The sequence below is a fragment of the Methylobacterium sp. Leaf123 genome (assembly GCF_001423405.1).
Taxonomy (GTDB): Bacteria; Pseudomonadota; Alphaproteobacteria; order Rhizobiales; family Beijerinckiaceae; genus Methylobacterium.
Genome location: NZ_LMNS01000039.1, coordinates 1 through 17,868, shown reverse-complemented (window position 1 = coordinate 17,868; position 17,868 = coordinate 1). Strand labels below are relative to the sequence as shown.

14 protein-coding genes are annotated in these 17,868 nt (G+C 71.0%); 3 read left to right on the top strand and 11 right to left on the bottom strand.

The features are described 5' to 3' along the window. The gene (locus tag ASF53_RS22185) at positions 1-792 is read left to right on the top strand and encodes a helix-turn-helix domain-containing protein (RefSeq protein ID WP_056203992.1); all 792 of its coding nucleotides are present in this window, start codon (positions 1-3) and stop codon (positions 790-792) included. 9 nt (positions 793-801) lie between these two features. Here ASF53_RS22185 and sugE read toward each other — a convergent pair whose 3' ends face one another. The 4 genes from sugE to ASF53_RS22165 form a co-directional block, all read right to left on the bottom strand. After that, positions 802-1,122 (bottom strand): quaternary ammonium compound efflux SMR transporter SugE, encoded by a 321-nt coding sequence (sugE, locus tag ASF53_RS22180; protein WP_056203987.1) that lies wholly within the window; start codon positions 1,120-1,122, stop codon positions 802-804. Between the two features lie 140 nt (positions 1,123-1,262). Continuing rightward, on the bottom strand, positions 1,263-3,482 hold the full coding sequence (pbpC, locus tag ASF53_RS22175; RefSeq protein WP_286134639.1) for a penicillin-binding protein 1C: 2,220 nt from the start codon (positions 3,480-3,482) through the stop codon (positions 1,263-1,265). A 1-nt stretch (position 3,483) separates the two neighbouring features. Next, entirely contained in the window at positions 3,484-8,790 is a 5,307-nt protein-coding gene (locus ASF53_RS22170; RefSeq protein WP_056203984.1) for an alpha-2-macroglobulin family protein, read from the bottom strand. A gap of 112 nt (positions 8,791-8,902) precedes the next feature. Continuing rightward, positions 8,903-9,349: a DMT family transporter gene (locus tag ASF53_RS22165; protein ID WP_056203982.1), complete on the bottom strand. Its 447-nt coding sequence runs from the start codon at positions 9,347-9,349 to the stop codon at positions 8,903-8,905. Positions 9,350-9,528: 179 nt separating this feature from the next. Here ASF53_RS22165 and ASF53_RS22160 point away from each other — a divergent pair, with 179 nt between their 5' ends. Then, entirely contained in the window at positions 9,529-11,004 is a 1,476-nt protein-coding gene (locus ASF53_RS22160) for a trypsin-like peptidase domain-containing protein (RefSeq protein ID WP_056203979.1), read from the top strand. 16 nt (positions 11,005-11,020) lie between these two features. Here ASF53_RS22160 and ASF53_RS26065 read toward each other — a convergent pair whose 3' ends face one another. The 7 genes from ASF53_RS26065 to dctP form a co-directional block, all read right to left on the bottom strand. Continuing rightward, the gene (locus tag ASF53_RS26065; RefSeq protein WP_156635778.1) at positions 11,021-11,176 is read right to left on the bottom strand and encodes a DUF3309 family protein; all 156 of its coding nucleotides are present in this window, start codon (positions 11,174-11,176) and stop codon (positions 11,021-11,023) included. 112 nt (positions 11,177-11,288) lie between these two features. Then, positions 11,289-12,335, bottom strand: a complete 1,047-nt coding sequence (locus ASF53_RS22155) for a cysteine synthase A (RefSeq protein ID WP_056203977.1) — start codon at positions 12,333-12,335, stop codon at positions 11,289-11,291. 67 nt (positions 12,336-12,402) lie between these two features. Further along, positions 12,403-12,636, bottom strand: a complete 234-nt coding sequence (locus tag ASF53_RS22150) for a hypothetical protein (protein WP_056203974.1) — start codon at positions 12,634-12,636, stop codon at positions 12,403-12,405. 692 nt (positions 12,637-13,328) lie between these two features. Then, on the bottom strand, positions 13,329-13,526 hold the full coding sequence (locus ASF53_RS22145) for a hypothetical protein (protein ID WP_056203971.1): 198 nt from the start codon (positions 13,524-13,526) through the stop codon (positions 13,329-13,331). Positions 13,527-13,693: 167 nt separating this feature from the next. Next, entirely contained in the window at positions 13,694-15,046 is a 1,353-nt protein-coding gene (locus tag ASF53_RS22140) for a TRAP transporter large permease (RefSeq protein WP_056203969.1), read from the bottom strand. Further along, entirely contained in the window at positions 15,043-15,768 is a 726-nt protein-coding gene (locus ASF53_RS22135) for a TRAP transporter small permease (RefSeq protein WP_056203965.1), read from the bottom strand. Before ASF53_RS22135 ends, ASF53_RS22140 begins: the two co-directional genes overlap by 4 nt. Continuing rightward, positions 15,765-16,787: a TRAP transporter substrate-binding protein DctP gene (dctP, locus tag ASF53_RS22130; RefSeq protein WP_056203963.1), complete on the bottom strand. Its 1,023-nt coding sequence runs from the start codon at positions 16,785-16,787 to the stop codon at positions 15,765-15,767. Before dctP ends, ASF53_RS22135 begins: the two co-directional genes overlap by 4 nt. Positions 16,788-16,950: 163 nt before the next feature. Here dctP and ASF53_RS22125 point away from each other — a divergent pair, with 163 nt between their 5' ends. Continuing rightward, positions 16,951-17,622: a GntR family transcriptional regulator gene (locus ASF53_RS22125; protein WP_056203958.1), complete on the top strand. Its 672-nt coding sequence runs from the start codon at positions 16,951-16,953 to the stop codon at positions 17,620-17,622. The last annotated feature ends 246 nt before the right edge of the window (positions 17,623-17,868 follow it).

Sequence of the window (17,868 nt, the reverse complement as noted above, 5' to 3'; positions counted from 1 at the left end):
ATGTCGCTGATCGAGGCCGATCACCCCGAGACCGAACTGCCCGCCGGGCAGAGCCGCGCCATCGCGGACGCTGTGCGTGAGGCGCTCGCCCGCCGCCGGATGTCGCGCCAAGCGCTGGCGGACGCGGCCCGCATCAGCATCTCGACCCTCGAAAAGGCGCTGTCGGGCCGCCGGCCCTTCACGCTGGCCACCACCCTGCGCCTGGAAGAGGCGCTCGGCCTTCCCCTGCGGGTGCAAGCCCCCGCACCGCCGGTCGCTTCCCCGGAGAAGGCCCGGCACGCGCCGGAAGAGTTCGGCTCCTATACCCGTGAGGCGGTGGCCTTCCTGACCGGGCGCTACCTGACGCTCCGCCCCTCCTTCGGGCAGGCGGGGGCGATCTTCGCCTACCGCACCGAGATCGCCTGGGATACCGACAGCGCCCGGCTCGTCTTCCGCGAGGCCGAGCGGCTCGACGCGCCATTCGCCCAATCCGGCACCGTCTCGGTGCCGAACCAATCGGGCCAGATCTACCTCGTCACGAACTTCCAGGGGCAGTACCGCCTCGCCGTGCTCGGGCGTCCGACGATCCAGGGGGAGATGTTCGGCATCCTGACGACCCTGTTTTCCGGCCGCGGCACGCAGCTCACTCCGGCCGCGACCCCGCTCGCTCTGGTGCCGGAGCGCGGGGCGCTGGCCGAGGGCGCGCAGTATGGCCGCATCACCGCCGACATGGCCTGCGAGCCGGCCTATCGGCGCATCCTCGACCGGGTGCGCGAGGATGTGTTCGCGGTGTTTCCCGGTTGCGAAGGCTGAGACTCGGCCTCAGGCCGTGCTCGACAGCTTCATCAGCACGAGCCCGCTGACGATCAGCAGTGCCGCCAGGATGCGGGTGGCGCTCATCGCCTCGCCGAGGAAGGCGATGCCGACGATGAAGGCACCGACGGCGCCGATGCCGGTCCAGATCGTGTAGGCGGTGCCGAGCGGCAGGCTGCGCATCGACCATGCGAGGCAGACGACGCTCAGCAGCATCGCGACGAGGGTGACGACGCTGGGCCAGAAGCGGGAGAAGCCCTCCGACTGCTTCATCGCGAAGGCCCAGACGACCTCCAGCAAACCGGCGACGACGAGAACGATCCAGGCCACGGCAACCTCATGGGGCGCATGAGCCGGGCCGTCCCGGACTTCGGCCCCTGGATGGGGGAGGACGTTGCCTCGCAGGCGGGTCACCTAAAGCGGAGGATCGAAGAGTCACGTGCGGGGCCGCGCGAAAACATCGCCGGGCGCTATTCCAGCCGCACCACCACGCTGTCGCTGGCGCCCGCCGCGTCCATCACCGAAATCCGGGCAAAGCCCGCGCCGTCCGGGCTCCATTCCGATTGCCGGCGCATCGCCTCCGCCACCGGCAGGCCATCGACCATCCAGGTCAGCGGCGGCTGGCCGCCCAAAGCCTTGAGGGCGAGGCGCGCCTGCGCGCCTTCGGTGAGGCCGAGATCGACCCGTGCCCCGTCCGGCGGGTAGGCGATCTTGAGGGGCACGCCGAGGGTCGCCGCGAAGGTTTTCGGGGCGTCGCGGCGGATGTGGCGCAGCGGCGGGGGCAGGGCGGCTGTGGAGACGACCAGCGCGTCGCGGGGGCGGAGCAGGGCCTCCGGCTCACCGCCGAACCGGGCGAAGGCGTCGAACAGGATCGGCGCGGCGTGGCTGCGCCCGACGAGGCCCGGCACAGAGGCGCCGTCCGGGCGGCCGATCCAGACGGCAATGGTCACGCGGGCATCGAACCCCACCGCCCAGGCGTCGCGGTAGCCGTAGGAGGTGCCGGTCTTGAAGCTGATCCGGCCGGGCAGGGCGTTCTCCGGGGGCGGGGCGCCGCGCAGGGTGTCGGCGACGTACCAAGCCGCGACCGGGTCGGCGACCCGCCGCTCCGGCTCGGGCGCGGCCGGCGGACCGTCGAGGCGATGGGTCAGCACCGGCACGGTGCCGGCGCGGGCGAGCCCCGCATAGAGCCGGGCGAGATCGGTGAGCGTGATGCCGAGCCCGCCGAGCGCCACGGGCAGGCCCGGCGCCGTGTCGCGCGGCAGCAGGATCGTCGCGCCGGCCCCGCGCAGCCGCGCGACGAAGCGGGCGGCGCCGACCGCGTCCAGGAGTTCGACCGCCGGCAGGTTCAGCGATTGCTGGAGCGCGACCCGCGCCGTCACCGTGCCGCGATACCCCATGTCGAAGTTTTCCGGGGCGTAGTTCGCGGCAAAGCGCGCCGGGCGGTCATCGAGGAGGGTTTCGGGGTGGGCGAGCCCGTTCTCGAAGGCGAGCGCGTAGATGAAGGGCTTGAGCGCAGAGCCCGGCGAGCGCACCGCCTGGGTGGCATCGACCGCGCCGGCGCGGGCGGCGTCGAGATAGCCGGCGCTGCCGATATGGGCGAGCACCGCGCCGGTGCGGTTGTCGATGGCAAGGATCGCGGCGGAGAGCGCCGGGCCGGCGGCCGCCGTGCGCTCCGTCGCCAACGCTTCCAGGCTCGCCTGAAGGCGCGCGTCGAGTGTCAGCTGCTGCACCCGCGCTTCCGGGTCGGCGGCGTGAGCCTGCTCGGCGGCGTGGGCCGCGAGCATCGGGAACGGCTTTCGAAGTGCCGGAACCGGCTCGGCCTTGGCGGCCTGCGCTTCGGCGTCGGTCATCACGCCGCGCTCCGCGGCGATGTCGAGCACCCGGTCGCGGGCGCGCCGCGCGTTGGCGGCGAAGCGGTCGGGCCGGCGCGCCTCCGGTGACTGCGGCAGGGCGACGAGGAGTGCGCTCTCGGCAAATGACAGCCGGGCCGGCTCGCGGCCGAAATAGGCCAGACTTGCCGCCCGCATCCCCTCGACCGGGCCGCCATAGGGGGCGAGCGCAAGATAGAGGTCGAGCACGCCGGATTTGCCGAGGCTGCGCTCCAGTTCGACCGCGCGGACCATCTGCCGGAGCTTGGCCAGAAGCGAGCGCTCCGTGCGCGGCTCGACGAGGCGGGCCACCTGCATCGACAGCGTCGAGCCGCCCGACACGATTTTTCCGTGCGCCAGCCACTGCCACGCGGCGCGGGCCGTCGCCGCCGGATCGATGCCGGGATGGTGATCGAAGCGGCGGTCCTCGTAGGCCTTGAGCATGGCGAGGGTACGCGGATCGATCGCGTCCGCGGTGACGGGCAGGCGCCAACGCCCGTCGGCGGTGGCGAAGGGGCGCAGCAACTGGCCCTTCCGGTCGAGGATGACGGTGGAGCGGAGCGAGGCCTGGGTCAGGTCGAGGGGCGGGAGCGTGGCGGCGTAGCGCCAGAGGGCGCCCGCCAGCAGAAGCACAACGGTGAAGACGGCGGCAAAGACAGCGCCGACACGCTTCCCTCTCCCCTCCGCGGGAGAGGGTGGCCCCCGAAGGGGGTCGGGTGAGGGGAGCACGCTTTCCGGAGAGGTCGCGCCGGCCCCTCTCCCGCCCGCTCCGCAGGCACCCTCCCCCGCAGAGGGGGGAGGGTTCGGTTGCCGGCGGCTCATCTCACTTCGCCGAGGTCACCTCGATCGATCCGAACGCGGTGCGTCCGAACCGTTCGGGGCGGTACATGTCCTCGATGCTCGCGGCCGGATGGACGTAGCTGCCGGGTGAGACCACGCGCACGGTGTAGGCCGCCGAGAAGAAGGCGGATTGCTCCGACCTACGGTCGTAGGCGGCTACGAACCGGTCGTCGCGGAACTCGGTATGGACCGGCGCCACTTCGGACTTGGCGAAGCTGAGGCCCGCGAGCGCGTCGGCATCGAGGAGCTTCGGGTTGTCGATCTCCAGCCCTGCGGGCAGGCGATCGACCAGCAGCAGGCGCCCGTCGCTGGCCTTGGCCTCGGTCACCTTCAGCACCACGACGAGGCGGTCGTTCTGGCGCAGCGGCTTGCCGAGATCCACGGGGCTGCCGTCGAGCCGGTAGAAGCTGCGCTCGACGGTGAAGCCCTGCGAGGCCGCTGGCTCCGGGGCGATCGGGTTGCCCTGGACGCCGATCGCGACCGGCACCGCCTCGCGGCCGGCATTGACGATCCGCACCGGCCGCGCCTCCAGGGCGGGCGCCCGATACAGCCGCGAGAGCGGTCCGGTCTCGGTCTTGCCGTCGACGGTCAGGGAAAGGCTGTCCGACTCCTTGGCGAGGCTTTGCGCGGCCAGCACCATCCAGGCATTCTCCTGGGTGCTGGTGGCGCGGCCCTCCGCCCGCTCCTGGCCGAGCACGGCGGCGACCGGTTGCAGCGTCTCGCCCGAGAACCCGGTCTCGGCCGAGAGCGCCAGCAGGGCGGCGCCGTCGCGCAGGCGCGAGCCGTAATCGGAGCGATAAGTGCCCTTGTCGCGCTCGGCCCGGAGCGATTGCAGCGCCGCCTCGAAGCCTTTTTGCGCCCGGCCGCGATCACCCAACAGGGCCAGCGCGGCGGCGAGCTGGCCGCGGGCCAGCGGCGTGGTGAACTCGGTGAGCTTGGTGTCGGCGAGGTAGCGCAGATCGCCCATCACCGGCCGGCCGTTGCGGGCGAGCACGTAGGCGGCATAGGCGAGGTCCATCCCGCCGCTCTCGATGTTGCTGGTGTTGGCCACCGTGTTGCGCAGGCGGTCGAGGGCGCTGTTGAAGGCCGTCTGCGGCACGGCAAAGCCCCGCTCGCGGGCGCGGGTGAGGAAGTCGGTGACGTAGGCGTCGAGCCACGTATCGCCGGCATTTTCCGTGGACCACGCACCGAAGGCGCCGCTCGAATCCTGGCGCGCCAGCACCCGCTCGATCGCGCCGCGCACCCGCTCGTCGAGTTTCCCGTCGAGGCCGAGCTTTTCTGTCGCGGCGAGCGCGTTGACGTAGAGCAGCGGCATCGCCCGGCTGACGATCTGCTCCGAGCAGCCATAGGGGTAGCGGTCGAGCGATTGGAGCAGGGCGGCGACATCGATGCCGCCGAGGCGGTTGGCCGAGACGGAGACCGCCCCGGTGCCGGGCAGGATGTCGGCGAGCAGGTCCGGCGTCAGGTCGAGGCCGGCGCCGGGCTCCAGCGGGCGAAGGGTGCGGCGCACGAGCGCGCCGGTGCCGGGATTGATCCCAAGCGCGAAGGACTGGCCGGCGCTGCCCTGAATGCCGGGGCCGGTCAGGCTCAGGTCAAGCCGGGCCGTGCCGGGGCCGGCGGCGGTGATCGGGATCACGAGCTGCCCCTTGGCGCCGGCCTCCAGCCGCATCGTCGCGTGCACCGCCTCGCCCGCCACCACGACGGGGCCGGTGAGGTCGAGATCGACGGTGTAGTCGCCGGCCGCCCCCTCGACATTGTCGAGGGCGACGAAAAAGCGCGAGCGGTCGCCGACATTGAGGAAGCGCGGGAGGGTGCCGGTGAGCACCACGGGATCGCGGACGATCACGTCGGCCTGCGCTTGGCCCACCCTGGCCTTGGTCCAGGCGGTCGCCATCAGCCGGGCGGTGCCGTTGAAGGCCGGCAGGTCCAGCGGGATCTTGGCCGTGCCGTCGGCGCCCACCGTGACCACGCCTGAATAGAGCGCGAGCGGCGCCTGGGTCGGGGGCGCGTCGGCGAGTTCGGTCGCGCCGCCGTCGCCGCCGGAGCGGATCGCGCCGAGCGTGCCCTGCATGCCGTCGATCAGGTAGCCCCAGAGATCGCGGATCTCGGGCCCGAGCGCCTTCTGGCCGAAGAAGTAGCCGAACGGGTTCGGCGCCTCGTAGCGGGTCAGGTTGAGGATGCCGACATCGACCGCCGCCAGCGTCACCCGCGCCTCCTCGCCGGAGCTGAGGCCGGCGATCTTCACCGGAACGGTGAGCGTGCCGCGGGGGCGCACCTTCTCCGGCGCCTCGATCGAGACGGAGAGGCCGCGCTTTTCCTTGTCGACGGAGAACCACGCCACCCCGAGCGCCCGGCCCGGCATGCGCTTCGCCGCCTGGTCGAGCGGTCGATAGGCGGTGGCGACGAGGTAGGCGCCCGCGCCCCATTCCGCCTTGACCGGGATATCGACGGTGGTGCCGCCCTCCGCCACCGTCACGTCGCGGATCTCGTGCACCCGGTCGCTGACGATGGCGAGCGTCGCCGTGCCGGCGAATTTCGGTGCGAGCCGGGCGCGCAGCCGCTCGCCGGCCGCGTAGGCGCCCTTGTCGAGGGTGAGGTCGAGCAGGTCGGGCACGTCGGCGCTCTCGGCGCCGCCCCAGCCCACGGTGAAGGACACGCTGGCTGCCGCCTGCGGCTGGCCCGGCACGCTCGCCTCCAGGCGGTAATGGCCGAAGCCCACCGGCACGGCGATGCGCGCGGGGGCGTCGGCGGCCATCGCCACGCGCCCGTCGGCGATGCGCCGGCTCGACTTCACCGGCTCGAAGCTCCAGCGCCCGTCGGCGCGGTACCATTGATAGGTCCGATCCACCTTCGACAGCGTCCAGGTCACGCCGTCCTGGGGCAGACGCCGACCGTCGGGCGCGGCCATGACCACGTCGAAGGTGGCGGTCGCGTTCTCGGCGAGATCGCCGCCGAAGTTCTTGCGGATCGCCAGCACGGGCTGGGCCGGCAGGATCGGCAGCGTCACGCTGCGGCTCAGCGCCCGGCCACCCGGCTCGCCGACGGCGAGGGTGATCTTCGCCTCCAGCGCGCGGGGGGCGGCCACCTCCTGCACCGGCACGGTGATGCTGGTCTTGCCCTGCGCGTCGGTGGTGGCCTTGGCATCGATCTCGGCGGTCGTTGCCTCCACCGCCTCGTCGTCGAGGCCGATGGAGAAGCCGTCGAGCCCCTTGATGCCGGGATTCGCCGCGGCCTGCACCGCGACCGAGCCCGAGACCTCCAGCCCCGAGCCTGGCGCGCCGTAGAGGTAGCGCGCGGCGACGTCGATGGTCGCCGGCTCGCCGCGGGTCAGCGTCGGCGTCTTCGGCGTGAGGCTCACCTCCAGCCGCTCGGGGACGTAGTCCTCGACGAGCCAGCTCGCCTCGCCGACCGGCGGCGCCTTCGGATCGGTATAGGCCGAGACCCGCCATGTGCCATGCATCGCGCCGGCCATCAGCGGCAGGGCGAGCGAGCGCCCGCCGAGCCCCTCGTCGGCGACCGCCGCGCGGCGATACTCGACGCCGTCGGGCCGCTTCACCACCAGCGTCAGCGGCAGGCCGGCCACCGCCGCCCCCTGCGGGTCGCGCAACAGGGCGGTGAGCTGCACCGTCTCGCCCGAACGGTAGACGCCGCGCTCGGGGAAGACGTAGGCCTCGGCCCCGCCGGGCGCCGGGCGGCCCTTCACCCCGCGGTCGGAGAGATCGAAGGCGCCGAGCGCCAGATCGAGGAAGCCGTAATCGTCGCCGACCTGCGCCACCACGAGGCCGGGCGCGAGCCCGCCCTCGCCGCGGGCGAGGCCGGCGGGGAAGGCGGCGTGGCCCTGGCCGTCGGTCTTGGCGACCGCCAGCACGTCGTTGTTGCGGGCAACGAGCCGGATCTCGGCGCCGGACACGGTCTTGGCGCTGGCGAGCGAGCGGGCGAAGACGTGCACGCCGTCGCGGCCCTTGAAGGCGGTGAGCCCGAGATCGGAGACGACGAACCACTGCGTCGCCTGGGTCTCGTAGCCGCCGTTTTCCTCGTCCGACGAATCCGTCGTGCCGGTGGGCTTGGCCAGCATCAGGTAGAGGCCGGGCTCCAGCTTGACGACCGCCTGCAGCACGGGGAAAGCGGTCACCGCCTCGCGGTTGGTCTCGGCCTTGGCCGTGTCGAGGGTGCCCTTCCAGACGCGCTGGCCCTTCTGGTCGGCGATGGTTTTGGCCGTCGAGCCGCTGAGCTGGCTCAGGAAGTCCTCCGAGCGGAGCGCGGGCAGCAGGCCGCGGTCGCCGATGCGCAGCACCTCGACATCGAGCTTGTCGGCGTTGACCGAGACCAGCGGCACGCCGGCCTGTCCGGTGCGCGGCAGGACGTAGTTGCGGCCGGTGAAGCGCACCTGGGGCGAGCGGTCGCGAACGTAGACCTCGTAATCGGCCGATTTCAGCAGATTCTCGCCGACCGACGAGGGCAGGCCCTGGCGCACCACGAAGGCGTAGCGCTCGGAATGCTTCAGCCCATCGACGCAGACCTGGGCGCCGTCCGCCGTGACGGCGGCGTTGGTCGCGCCGGAGACGGCGATGTAGGGCGCGTAGTCGGTCTTCGGGACGAGGCTTTCCGAGAAGGTGAAGCAGACCCGCGGCGCGGCGGCATCCGAATCGACCTTGTAGTCGAGGATGCGGAAGCCGTGCTCCTCGCGCAGCTTCTCGTAAGCCGCGCGGGTCTGCGCCTCGTCCCGGATCGCGAGGCTCGCCCGGTAGGCCTCCAAGGCGGATCGCCACTCGGATTGGGCCGCCTGGATCTCGCCGAGCCGGGCCAGCGCCCGCGCCTCGTCCGCCGGGTTCCGGGCACGGAGATAGCCTTGATAGGCGGCGGCACTCGCCCGGCCCTTCAGCTTGTACCGGGCGGAATAGTCGGCGCGCTCCTCGTCGTTGCCGGCGGCGATGGCCGCGTTGGCGTAGTCGAGCCAGTTGCGGACATCGTTCGGGTCGGCCGCGACGGCGGCGGCGCGGGCGTTGAGTTCGGCGTCGGGCTCCCCGCCCTCGCTCTGGGCGGCGACCTCCGCCTCGCGCCGCCATTGCGCGGCGTTCTTTGCGCCGGGGGGCGCCTCGCTCTTGAGCGCCGTCTCCAACCGGACGCCCGCACTCGCCAGCGCCTCGCGCACGAAGGTTTTCGCGACCGGTGCGGTCGCCGATTTCGGGGGCGCGGCCGGACGCGGAGACTGGGCCAGGGCCGGGACACCGAGCAGCATCGCGCCGATCAACGTCGCACCGAGGGGCCCGAGACTGTTGCCTTGGGACATGCGCGCGTCTCCTCCGACCGGTGCGCCCGAAGCAGGGGCGCCCGCGGCCGGCACGCTATCACTTGCCGCGCCGGCCGCAACGCTCACTCCGAGCCATCGGCGAGGACAGACCTCAGAAGAGGCAGATCAGGGCGACGCCGGCCAGCATAAGCAGCGCGCCGCCGAGCCGCGGCAGGTTCGCCTCATGGACCGGCACGCCGAGCAGCCCGAAATGGTCGAGGGCGAGCGACATCAGCATCTGCCCGACGATGAGGAGGGCGACGACCGCGGCGGCGCCGATGCGCGGAATCAGGAAGATCGCCCCGACGACGTAGACCGCGCCGAGGAGGCCACCGGTCCAGGCGTACCAGGGGGCGCGGGCGGCCGCGTCGAGCGAGGGCAGGGGTTCGCGCAAGGTCAGCGCGAGGAGGCCCACGGCGAGGCCGCCGACGGTGAAATTGACGAAGCCGGCCCAGAGACCGGAGCCGAGTCCGCCCCTCAGCCCGGCATTGACCGCCTGCTGAACCACGAAGGCGACACCCGCGAGCGCCGCCGCACCGTACAATCCGATCTGCAGCAAAGCCGCGCCCTTCCGAAAGCCGTGAACTCCTGCGCCAAAGCTGTGGCCCGCGGCCGGTCCGTCCACCGGCCTGCGATCACGATCCCGCAGGACGGCGGTGCGCCGCGGCTTGTGGGGAGCCCGCTCCGGCTGGCATCATCGCCCCTACGGCGAATCGGGCAGTGGTGATGACGGGACGGATGAAAGCTTTTCGCACCGGCCTGCCGGCCCTGCTCGCCGCCGGACTTGCGACGGGCGCACTCGCGCAAGGACCCCTCCCACCGGCCGCCCCGGCCCGGCCGAAGCCCCCCGCTGCCCCCCAACCCGCGCCCGATCCTGCCTTCGAGGCGGCGCGCACCGCCTTCGAGGCTTTGCCCGAGGCGGAGCGGCGGGGGCTGCAAGATTCGCTCGTCTGGACCGGCGACTATAACGGCGTGACGACCGGGGCTTTCGGCAAGCGTAGCTTCGACGGGATTCAGACCTACCAGACCCGCACGAGCGGCGCTCCGACCGGCCTGCTCACGCCGCCGGAGCGCGCGGCGCTCAAGCGCGAGGCGGAGGAGGCCCGGCGGGCGGCGCGCTTCAGGGTCCAGCCCGATCCGGCGAGCGGCGTGGTGGTCGGCGTGCCGGAAGCGCTGCTGCCGAGAAAGAGCGCGATCCCCGGCGGTACCCGCTGGCAGAGCGCCGACGGGCGGGTGACCCTCGACACCAAGTCGTTCCCGCAAAGGGAGACCAGCCTCGACGCCCTGTTCGAGCGCGCCATTGCCGCGATGCCCGGCCGCAAGGTGACCTACAAGCTGAAGAAGCCGGATTTCATCGTCATCACCGCCGAGACCGCGGGCGGGCGCTCCTATATCCGCTACGCCGAAGGCCCCCAGGGCATCCGCGGCTTCACCCTCGGCTATGACAGGGCACTGGCGGATATGGTCGATCGTCTCGTCATCGCGGTGGCCAACAACTTTTCACCGTTCCCTGAGGACGCGCCGGCTTCCACCGCGCCGACGGCGGCCACCGCCCCGGCCCCTCGCGCGCCCGCTGCCGGCTTGGCGGCCGCGCCCGCAGCAATGCCGCTGCCCGCCGCGCAGGCCGAGGCGCGCCCGGCCGCGACCGGCCTGCTGCTGGGCGGTGGGCGGGTGCTGACGGCAGCCTCTGCCCTCGAATCCTGCGCCGCGCCGCGCATCGGCGGTGCCGCGGCCCGGATCGAGCGGCGGGACGCGGCGGGCAGCCTTGCGCTGCTGTCCGCCGAGGGGCTCGCGGGCGGCGCGCCGCCGCAACTCCGCGCCGAGCCGGTGAGCGAGGGCGAGGCCCTGCTCGTGCTCGGCGCGCAGGCTAAGGGGCGCCCGAGCGTCGCGCCCGCCAGCGCCGCGTCTGAAGGCGTTTACGCCCCGCTCCAGCCCGGCGCCGGTGGGGCGCCGGTGCTCGACCGGTCGGGCCGGGTCGTCGGACTCGTCGCCCGCTTTCCCACCGCGCCCCGCCTGATCGCCGGGGTGATGCCGCCGACGCGCTACGCCGTCGTGCCGGGGAAGGCCGTCGCGGCGTTCCTGAGCGAAAGCGGCCTGCCCGCCGGAGTGGGCAAGGACGCGTCGACGGATGCCGGCAAGGGGGCTGCGACCACGCTGGGCGGGGCGGCCGCGCCCGTTCTCGGCGCGGTCGTCGCGATCACCTGCGCCCGATGAGGCGTGGGGCCGGACCTTAGATCCGGTGGGTCACCAGCAGCACGATCAGGATGATGATCAGGAGGCCGCCGAGGCCGAATCCGGGTCCGCGGAAACGACCGCCGCCGTAGAAGTTGCCGCCGCCGAACAGCAACAGGATCAGCAGGATCAGGAGAATGGTGGTGATGGTCATCGGCGGAAGCCTCGTTGGTCCGCCCAGACCCCTTTGCCTGAGCGCCAACAGCAACGCTTCTGCCGGCGATTTCGTTCAGCCGGCTCGGGACTTATCCGGAGGGTCTCGGGCCTCAGGCCCGCCAATCCGGTAAAGCGCCGCCGGTCTCTGCAAGCCATGCGGGAATCGGCAGGCCGCGCTCGCTCAGGAAGGTGGGGTTGAACAGTTTCGAGGCGTAGCGCGCGGCCCCGTCGCAGAGGATCGTCACGATGGTGTGGCCGGGCCCGAGTTCGCGGGCGAGTCGGATCGCGCCCGCCACGTTGATGCCCGACGACCCACCCAGCGACAGGCCCTCCTCGCGCATCAGGGCGAAGATGATGCCGAGCGCTTCCGCATCGGGAATCCGGAACGCGTGATCGGGCGTGAAGCCTTCGAGATTCTTCGTCACCCGGCCCTGGCCGATGCCCTCGGTGATCGAGGAGCCTTCGGCCTTGAGCGTGCCGGTGCTGTAATAGGCGTACAGCGCCGAGCCCTCGGGATCGGACAGGGCGATCTTGACGCCGGGCTTGGCCGCCCGCAGCGCCTCGGCCACGCCCGCGAGCGTGCCGCCGGTGCCCGCCGCGCAGACGAAGCCATCGACCGCGCCGCCGGTCTGCGCGAAAATCTCGGGGCCGGTCGCCTCGATATGGGCGCGGCGGTTGGCGGTGTTGTCGAACTGGTCGGCAAAGAAGGCGCCGGCCTCTTCCGTTTGCGCCAGCCGCTCGGCGAGGCGACGGGCGGCGTGGACGTAGTTGTTCGGGTTGGCGAAGGGGACGGCGGGCACCTCGACGAGCCGGGCGCCGGCGAGCCGCAGCGTCTCCTTCTTCTCCGCCGATTGCGTCTCCGGAATCACGATCACCGTGCGGTAGCCGCGGACAGAGGCCACCAGCGCCAAGCCGATCCCGGTATTGCCCGCCGTGCCCTCGACGATGGTGCCGCCGGGCCGGATCAGGCCGCGCGCCTCGGCATCCCGCACGATCGAGAGCGCCGCCCGGTCCTTCACCGAGAGGCCGGGATTGAGGAATTCGGCCTTGCCGAGGATGGTGCAGCCGGTCTCCTCAGAGGCGCGGCGCAGCCGGATCAGGGGCGTGCCGCCGATGGCGGCGAGCACGTCGGGCGAGACGGCAGGGGATGCGGACATGCGGTGCGGCGGCCTTCCTGAGCGCCCGCGCGGGGCGGCGGATCAGGCAGGCTTAACCAACCGATTTTCAGGAATCCAGGTAGCCCGCCTCGCGCAAGGCGTCGGCAACCGCGGTAAAGAAGGGATCATCCGCCTCGGCGTCGTCCTGCGACGGCGTTCCGTCCTCGCCATGCGGCGCGATCTCGCTCCCGTCGAAATCCCGAAAGTCCTGCGGGTCTGCCGGGTTGCCTGCCGATGCCGCAGATACACCGCGCCCGAAAAGGCCGGCCGCGGTGAGGAAGGTCTCGTTCAGGGAGATCATGGCCGGCTCCTGTCTCGAAAACGGGACGCCGCCAGCCTAATCGGTTAACGAAATCTTAGCAATATTGAGAAGCGGTGCCCGAAACAGCGTGTCGGCCTTCATCGCTCCGGGGTGTCGAGGGCAGGGCAGAAGCCGATCAGGCCGCGCAGCGCCCGCTTTTCGGGATATTGATCCGGGAGAATCGGAGGCCGGCTCCGGCGATCACCACGTGCTTTCGGTTCAGGTCCGGTTCAACCGCGACGGTGCAATTTGGCCGCAGGTCGAGAACTGTGATGTTCCTGCACCGGTTTTGGCGAACCGAGCCGCTTCGGCGCCGCAATCAGGCAGGATGAGCACTCCGTCAAGCTTCACCCGCTAGACGTTTCTCGCGCGGCGGCTTCCTCCGCCGCCTTCGATGCCTGCCCCATTCTCTCTCAGTCGCGAACCCCATCCATGACGGTCGTCGCCCTCATCGCCTGCAACCTGCTGCTGGCCGGCCTGTTTTCCCTGGTCGCCGTCGCCCTCGACTGAGGACCTCCCGAGACGACACCCGCCGTGCCGTCCTGAGCGAAGGCCCACGGTCGGCAACCGGGCGTTTCGTGAGGCGCTTTTGAGCGCCGCGCTCCCGCGCAAACCCGCACCACAGCGTTCAAGAACCCCGGTCGCCCGTTGCGGTCGGGGTTTTTCGGCTTGGCGGGACCGTGTTCGGGGCGTCAGCCGCGCGTCGCCCGATCCTGCGGCATGTCCAGGCGGCCGATGAGCGCTTCGAGGCGCTCGCCGACCGGCTCGGTGAGGCTGTCGGCGTAGTGGTTGCGCAGGCTCTTGCCGAGATGGCGGCGCACGCTCGGGCTCAGCGGCGGCGCAGCCGCGGCATCCTCAGCGGGCTTCGTGTCGGCGATGGGCTTCGTCACGGATCGTCTCCCGTCCGGTGCCGGAAGCGGCTGTGAGGCGGCGATCCTGCGCGCGGGAAAGTTAAGGCGAGTTTTACTGAAGCCGCCAAGAAACGATTAACCCTCCGCGCCGGGGCACGGAGGGTTTTTCTTCCGCGAAAACATCTTTCCGCGTGCGGGCGCGGGTCTTACCGGGTCGTGGGCAGGAGCAGGTCCGGCAGCCAGAGGGCGATGCCCGGCACGAGGCAGAGCAGGACGATCGCGACACCCATCAGGATCACGAAGGGCAGGGTGCCCCAGATGATGTCCTTGAGCGGGATGTCGGGGGCGATGTTCTTGATGACGAAGATGTTCAGGCCCACCGGCGGGTGGATCAGCCCCATCTCCATGGTGATCGTCATCACCACGCCGAACCAGACGAGATCGAACCCGGCATCCTTGAGCGGCGGCAGGATGATCGGCGCTGTCATCAGGATGATCGAGACCGGCGGCAGGAAGAAGCCGAGCGCGATGACGAGCGCCAGGATGGTCGCGAGCAGGAGCCAGGGCGAGAGCTGCATCGCGACGAGGGCCTGGGCCGCCGCCTGGCTGATGTGGAGGTAGCTCATCACGTAGGCGTAGAGGAGCGACATGCCGATGATCAGCATCAGCATGGTCGATTCCCGCAGCGTCGCCGTGAGGATCGGGTCGAGATCGCGGAAGCGCCACACGCCGTAGATCACCGCGATCAGCGCCAGCGCCAGCAGGCCGCCGAGGCCGGCGGTCTCGGAGGGCGTGGCGTAGCCGCCGTAGAGCGCGACCATGACGCCGGTGAGCAGCACCACGAAGGGCAGCACCCGCGGCAGCGTCGAGAAGCGCTCGCGCATGCTGTAGCTGTCCTCCTTGAGGATCGGATGCTGCGTGCCCGTCCGCTCGTAGGCGAGCTTGGCCGCCGCGAATTCGGAGCGGAAGCGGAACACCGACCAGCTGGCGAACAGCACGACGAGGAGGAAGCCCGGCCCGATGCCGGCCAGGAACAGGCGCCCGAGCGACTGCTCGGCGGCCACCGCGTAGAGGATCATGGTGATCGAGGGCGGCAGCAGGATGCCGAGCGTGCCGCCCGCTGCGATGATCCCGGCGGCGAAGCCCGGCGAGTAGCCACGGCGGCGCATCTCCGGAATCCCCGCCGAGCCGATCGCCGAGCAGGTGGCCGGCGAGGAGCCGGCCATCGCCGCGAACAGGGCGCAGGCGAACACGTTGGCGATGCCGAGGCCGCCGGGGATGCGGTGCATCCAGGCATGCATCGCCGAGTAGAGATCCTGGCCCGCCTTGCTCCGCCCGATCGCCGCGCCCTTCAGGATGAAGAGCGGGATCGAGAGCAGCGTGATCGAGGCCATCTCCTCGTAGACGTTCTGCGCCACCGTATCGAGCGAGGCGGCGGGCATGAACACGTACATGAAGGCCAAGGCCACGAAGCCGAGGGCGAAGGCGATGGGAATCCCCGAGAGCATCGCCCCCAGGGTCGCCCCGGCATAGAGGAAGCCGATCGCGGCGGTGCTCATGCCTTGCCTCCCCTCGTCGTGATCGGCCGAACCGGGGCCGCTGTCGGTGTGATCGTGCTCTCCAGGGGATCCGGCTCCTCGGGCGTCAGATCCGGGCGGTCGCGCATGTCGCGGTTGACGTCCGCCCCGATGCCGATCTTCGGCTTGGCCCAGCCGGCGGCGCGGGGGCCGTAGAGGACGGCCTCGGTGATCTGCAGGACGAACTGGACGGCGAGCAGGCTCATGCCCGCAGCCATCAGCAGGTAGGGAATCCAGAGCGGAGGCCCCCAGGTCGATTGCGAGATCTGGCCGTCTTCCCAGGCCTCATGGAACAGGCTCCAGCTCTTCCAGGCGAAGAAGGTCACGAAGGCGAGGCTGACGATGTCGACGAAGATCAGCCGCACCCGGTTCACGCCCGGCGACAGCAGGCCGGTGAGCGCCTCAATGGCGACATGGCCGCGCTTGGCCTGGACGCCCGCCGCCGACAGGAAGGTCGCGCCGACGATGAGGAACACGGCGGTCTCGTCCTGCCACTCGGTCGGCTCGTGGAAGACGTAGCGGGTCAGGACGGAGTAGCTGAGCACGAGGCAGGCGGCGACGAGCGCCACCCCGCCGCAGACCAGGATGACGTGGTTGAGCCGGCGCGTGGTCCGCTCGATCACGCCGAGCAGGCCCGGAATCCGCGGCTCCTCGGCGCGTTTCGTCTCGGAGGCGGCCGAGGCCGCGTCGAAGGCGTGGCTCATCCGACCTTCTCCGCCAGCTTGAGCAACTCGGCGCAGCTCGCGTTCTTGTTGGCGAAGTCCTTCCAGGCGGTGTCGCGGGCGATGTCGCGCCACTTGCCGAGATTGACCTCGTCGAGCTGCACCACCTTGGCGCCGGCCTTGCCGAACACTTCCTCGACGCGGGTGTCGTCGGCCTTGGCGCCCTCTTGGCCGAAGCTCTCGAGCTCGGCGCCGACGGCCATAATAAGATCCTGCTGGTCCTTGGGCAGGCCGGAGAATACGATCTTCGACATCATGATCGGCTCCAGCATGAACCAGTAGGAGCGCTCGCGGCCCGAGGTCAGGGCCTTCGAGATCTCTTCCAGGCGGAACGAGATCAGGCTGGTGGAGGAGGTCAGCACGGCGTCGCAGGCGCCGGTCTGCATCGCGGCGTAGGATTCGTTCGACGGCAGCGAGAGCGTGGCCGCGCCGGCCTGCTTCATCATCAGGTCCATCTCGCGCGAGCCGCCGCGGACCTTCATGCCCTTGGCGTCGTCGGGCGTCAGCAGCGGGCGCTCGCGGCTCGCGATGCCGCCGGCCTGCCAGACCCAGGACACCAGCACGATGCCCTTGGCATCCAGGATCTCGGTGAGTTTGCGGCCGACGGGCGCATCCTTCCAGGCGAGCGCCTGGGAATAGGAGGAGACCAGGGCCGGCATCAGGCCGATATTCATCTCCGGCACCTCGCCGCCCGCATAGGGCGAGGGGTAGAGCGAGAGATCGAGCGCCCCTTTGCGCATGGCGCTGAACTGAGCGTTGGTCTTCATCAGTGAGGAGCCGGGATAGACCTGCACCTCCATCCCGCCCTTCGAGCGCTCCTTGATGGCCGCCGCGAACTTCCGGCACATCCGATCGCGGAAGTCGCCCTCGTCGATCGAGCCGCCGGGGAACTGATGCGAGAGCTTCAGGGTCGTGGCGGCCCGGGCCGGGCCGGTTCCGAGCTTGAGCAGCGCGGGCGCAGCGAGCCCGGCCGCGAGAAGGTGGCGGCGGTTCAGCGTCATGGCGTTTCCTTCCCAATACCGCTTTCGCGGAATTCTGCTCGTCCGTTCGTGCGGACTTTTGTGCAGCGCACAATATACGTTTCAGCGCAGCATTTAATGCAAGATCGCGCCATCTTGCATATTTTGTCAACGCCCGTGAATATGGATCGGCAGGAAATCGCCGATGACTCGACCGATGAACCAGACCCAGCGCCTCCGGCAGACGATCGAGGACGAGATCGTCGAGGGGCGCCTCGCCCTCGGCGCGCGCCTCGACGAGACGCAACTCGCCGAGCGCTTCGGCGTCTCGCGCACGCCGATCCGCGAGGCGCTGCTGCAACTGGCCGCCACCGGCCTCGTCGAGACCAAGCCGCGCCGCGGCATGGTGGTGAGCGCGCCCGAGCCGGGCCATCTCCTTGAGATGTTCGAGACGATGGCTGAGCTGGAAGCCGCCTGCGGCCGGCTCGCCGCGCGCCGCCTCACGCCGGAGCTCGAAGCGGAGTTGACGGGGGCGCTCGCCGCCTGCGCACGGGCCGCCGCCGCGGGCGATCCGGAGGCCTATTACGGCGAGAACTACGTCTTCCACACGGTGATCTACCGCGCTTGCCGCAACGACTTCCTGTGCGGGCAGTCGCTGGCGCTGCACCGCCGCCTCTCGCCCTACCGGCGGCTGCAACTGCGCACCCGCCACCGGGTGGCGCAGTCGCTCGCCGAGCACGAGGCGGTCGTCGCCGCGATCCTCGCCAGCGACGGCGCCGCGGCGGCCGATCAGCTCCGCCGCCACGTGCTGATCCAGGGCGACGGGTTTTCGGAGTTGGTGGCGAACCTGCGGGCGCTGGATCACAGCGCGGCGTGACGGGTTGTTTCGAAGCCGTCCGATCCTGAATCCCGGCGCGAGGCGCGAGGCGCGAGGCGCGAGGCGCGAGGCGCGGGGCCGGATAGCGGCAGTTCTACCGCTGGTTCTCTGGCCGGGCTAAGAGCCCGTCCGATAATGTCTGGCCGGGGTTGAGTGGCCGGGATGGCGGTGATTCCAGAAGGGTGCTGAAGCCTGATCTGGACGTGCCATGTGGACCCCGACCACTCGCCGGCAGCATAACCGTGC

Coding starts and splice junctions, on each gene's coding strand:
- ASF53_RS22155 (WP_056203977.1), bottom strand. CDS start 12,335: ATGTCCGCATCCCCTGCCGTCTCGCCCGACGTGCTCGCCGCCATCGGC.
- ASF53_RS22125 (WP_056203958.1), top strand. CDS start 16,951: ATGACTCGACCGATGAACCAGACCCAGCGCCTCCGGCAGACGATCGAG.
- ASF53_RS22135 (WP_056203965.1), bottom strand. CDS start 15,768: ATGAGCCACGCCTTCGACGCGGCCTCGGCCGCCTCCGAGACGAAACGC.
- ASF53_RS22140 (WP_056203969.1), bottom strand. CDS start 15,046: ATGAGCACCGCCGCGATCGGCTTCCTCTATGCCGGGGCGACCCTGGGG.
- ASF53_RS26065 (WP_156635778.1), bottom strand. CDS start 11,176: ATGACCATCACCACCATTCTCCTGATCCTGCTGATCCTGTTGCTGTTC.
- dctP (WP_056203963.1), bottom strand. CDS start 16,787: ATGACGCTGAACCGCCGCCACCTTCTCGCGGCCGGGCTCGCTGCGCCC.
- ASF53_RS22150 (WP_056203974.1), bottom strand. CDS start 12,636: ATGATCTCCCTGAACGAGACCTTCCTCACCGCGGCCGGCCTTTTCGGG.
- ASF53_RS22185 (WP_056203992.1), top strand. CDS start 1: ATGTCGCTGATCGAGGCCGATCACCCCGAGACCGAACTGCCCGCCGGG.
- ASF53_RS22170 (WP_056203984.1), bottom strand. CDS start 8,790: ATGTCCCAAGGCAACAGTCTCGGGCCCCTCGGTGCGACGTTGATCGGC.
- pbpC (WP_286134639.1), bottom strand. CDS start 3,482: ATGAGCCGCCGGCAACCGAACCCTCCCCCCTCTGCGGGGGAGGGTGCC.
- ASF53_RS22160 (WP_056203979.1), top strand. CDS start 9,529: ATGAAAGCTTTTCGCACCGGCCTGCCGGCCCTGCTCGCCGCCGGACTT.